The sequence below is a fragment of the Sporolactobacillus putidus genome (genome assembly GCF_014647035.1).
GTDB lineage: Bacteria > Bacillota > Bacilli > Bacillales > Sporolactobacillaceae > Sporolactobacillus > Sporolactobacillus putidus.
On sequence record NZ_BMOK01000030.1, the window covers coordinates 1 to 3,460 of the forward strand.

At 47.3% G+C, this 3,460-nt stretch carries 3 protein-coding genes; all 3 read left to right on the plus strand.

Translation table 11 applies throughout. The features are described 5' to 3' along the window. Nucleotides 1–77: 77 nt before the first annotated feature. The 3 genes from IEX81_RS16440 (at nt 78) to merR (ending at nt 3,386) form a co-directional block, all read left to right on the plus strand. On the plus strand, nt 78–1,241 hold the full coding sequence (locus IEX81_RS16440; protein WP_188805332.1) for a geranylgeranyl reductase family protein: 1,164 nt from the start codon (nt 78–80) through the stop codon (nt 1,239–1,241). A gap of 177 nt (nt 1,242–1,418) precedes the next feature. Next, on the plus strand, nt 1,419–2,555 hold the full coding sequence (locus IEX81_RS16445) for an IS110 family RNA-guided transposase (RefSeq protein WP_010632963.1): 1,137 nt from the start codon (nt 1,419–1,421) through the stop codon (nt 2,553–2,555). Nucleotides 2,556–2,993: 438 nt separating this feature from the next. Then, entirely contained in the window at nt 2,994–3,386 is a 393-nt protein-coding gene (gene merR / locus IEX81_RS16450) for a mercury resistance transcriptional regulator MerR (protein WP_010023125.1), read from the plus strand. The last annotated feature ends 74 nt before the right edge of the window (nt 3,387–3,460 follow it).

Genomic DNA, 3,460 nt, shown 5'->3' on the forward strand with positions numbered 1-3,460 from the left:
TCCATGTTTCACTGATAGTTGCTTGATCGGGAAGGCTGCCATTTACACAAAATACTTGACACTCCCTTGGAAACAAAATGGATTCAAAGATTTATGATGTAATTATTGTCGGAGCAGGTCCTGGTGGCAGCTCACTGGCAGCAAAGCTTGCTGAAGTAGGACTTCATGTTTTAATTTTAGAGAAGCAAAGTTTTCCACGTTATAAAGTATGTGGAGGCGGGGTTACCAAGAGAGCCCTCCTGAAAATGCCGATTGATATCACACCGATTATTCGAGATCAGATCACTTCACTTATCACGGTGGAAGGAAATCATGACATTCAGGAGTTTAAACATAAAACGCCGTTTATTTATATGGTTATGAGAGACGAATTGGATCAACTACTGGCGAAACATGCCGTTGACTGTGGTGCAGAACTGAAAGAGGATTCCTTCGTTAAAAGAGTGGTCGAGTACGGTGGAAGGGTCGATGTATTTACAAGGGATGAGAAATATTCAGGACGGTATTTGGTTGGAGCCGATGGCGTAAACAGTATCGTTGCGAAACAGGTGGGGTTAATGTCGGAACGAAGGAAAGCTCTGGCATTGGAATATGAATTCAGATGTGACCAGGCAACAAACGCAAAATATAAAAACAAGGTTATCATTGATTATACCAGTGTACCTGACGGATATATATGGATATTTCCGAAAAATGGAATTTTATCGGCAGGCATCGGTTCTTACTCGTTAAGTCGGAAATTGATGTCGAAATATTTGCTTTCATTTCTGGACCATCAGGAAATGAGTGGAGATCTGCTGAGCGCGAAGGGATCTTTTTTGTCTGCTGGCGGTACCCGGCAGCCAATCATGACGCAACGAACAGCATTAATCGGAGACGCAGCCGGACTGGTCGATTCATTTGCCGGAGAGGGCATCTACTATGTTTTGTGGAGTGCTGAATTACTTTCTGACCATTTAATAAAGTCGATCAGGGATAGATATAGTGAAGCATTCTTAACCTATCAAAGAGATGTTGATCTGACAATCATGCCCGAACTCAGTACATTGGATCAGTTTGGCCGGAAATTTTACAAAAATCCGAAATTGATGCAAAAGATTGTTTCTCGTTTTCCTAAGTTATTAAGCTTAGTTTTTGATGTATTAGAAGGAAAAAGAGATTATAGCAAACTGTACAAGAAATTCAATATAGTAAAATCGTACGGCCATTTTTTGAATCTGAAAAGCTCTATTTTCACTTGAGTCCATTCTAAAAGACCAATTAATGATATTACCGTCATGATACGGAGTTATGTTTAGGAATAAAAGTTATAATGAACGAAACTAGCCCCACTATCGCAGCAACGTGGGTTGATTGAAGTACAATAAAAATGCATCAAGGACTTCAAACAGAGCCACAATGCGAAGGGAGCTAGCATAATGAATCATAACATAATTTACGTCGGTTTGGATGTTTCTAAGGATAAGATTGCCATGGCGGTCGCTCCGGAAGGCCGGCGCCAGCCGGATTATATCGGGATGATGCCTAATCAGGCTTCGGCAATACTCCGACAAATGAAGCGGTTAGGAAAACCCGAGCAACTCCGGGTCTGCTACGAGGCCGGGGTCACCGGCTACGAGCTTCAGCGACTGCTGGCGAAAACCGGCATCGCCTGTGAAGTGATTGCGCCATCACTGACGCCACAGTCGGCCGGCCGGCGCGTGAAGACGGATCGTCGTGACGCCCTGCAGCTGGCCGGACTTTATCGGTCCGGGGAACTGGTGCCGATCTACATCCCCGACGAGGAGGATGAAGCGGTTCGTGATCTGTTTCGCGCCCGGGAAGATGTGAAAGAGGATCAGTTGCGGGCCAGACACCGCATCACCAAATTTCTACTGCGTCATGGCCTTCAGGCACCGGCGCACACCCGCAGATGGGGTGTGAAGTACTGGGACTGGCTGAATCAGCTGACCTTTGCCTATCCGGAGATGCAAGTAACATTGGCTGAATACCGGCAGACGCTGACCGAAGTGGAACAACGCCTGCATCGATTGGAACAAGCGATCAAGCAGCGGGCTCAGAAGGGCAAGCTGGCGCCACTGATCCAGGCGCTGAAAACCTTCCGCGGCATCTCGACAATCACGGCGGTCGGCTTAGCAGCGGAGATCGGTTCCTTCCAACGATTTTCCAGTGCGCGGGCGTTCATGGCCTATACCGGCTTGATTCCAAGTGAGTATTCCAGCGGAGGAAAGCGCCGGCAGGGGCACCTTACGCGGACCGGTAATCGCCATGTTCGTCGGCTGCTCGTCGAAGCCGCCTGGACTTATCGGCACCGGCCGGTGGTCAAGGGCGATTTGAAGAAGCGGCAGGAAGATCAGCCGGCTGAGCAGCTGCAGCTCTCCTGGCAGGCCCAACGCCGGCTGCATCACAAGTACATGCATCTGATCAGTCGGGGCAAAGAGGCTGGCAAGGTGGTGACCGCTGTCGCCCGGGAGCTGGCCGGTTTCGTCTGGGCGCTGGCCTGGACGGTAGAACGGCCGAAGGAAACGGGAAAGCAAGTGGATTTGGCGCTTTAAGGCAATGATGGTTGAGCGGTGTCAAAGTCGATGAAATTCTCCTGGCACGTAGGGCTGGAAGGCAAAGAGAAAAACCGTAAGGGAGAGCGCACGAGGATCAACTGTACCTGCTTCTATCGAGGCTGATGTACGACAAAAGAACGTGCCGGCTCCTGAGACGGAAAGATATAATGTGGTACCCAATCCACGGATATCAGTATGCCAATCAGCGTTGTACTTTTTGCCTTCGAGCCGTGCGACCCATGATAAGGAAGGAGGGGTGCGTTTGGAAGTCACGTGAAACTGAGCCAGCATGAAAGAGAGGACGCACCCCCCTCAGATTAAAGTCGCTTAAAACAGGAGACCTGGCCAAACAAGTGCGGGGCATTGACAGTTTCGTTCATATCGGTTGACCCTGTACTTTGGTACAGGGTTTATATTGTATATGAGGTGAAACAAATGGGGTTACGAATCGGACAGCTGGCCAGCCGAACTTACGTCAACAAAGAAACGATCCGGTACTATGAACGGCTGGGGCTAATTCCAATTCCCTCTCGTACAGCGAAAGGATACCGTATCTATAAGGCTCAAACAGTGGACCGAGTGAATTTTATTAAAAAGTTGAAGAGATTAGGATTTACATTGAATGAAATTGACAAGTTGTTAGGCGTTGTTGACCGCAATGAAGTGAAGTGCAGAGATATATATGATTTTACCGTTAACAAGATTGGTGAGATACAGCATAAAATCGAGGAATTAAACAAACTTGAAAAGATGCTTGTCGATCTGAAAAAAAGATGTCCTGAGAATAAAGAGATTTATGAGTGCCCCATTATTGAATCCTTAATGTGAGAATACGAGTCTTGTGGTATTAAGTCAAGACCTGAATAAGATTCATTTCTCTGTTTCTCATTGATCTTTGAAAA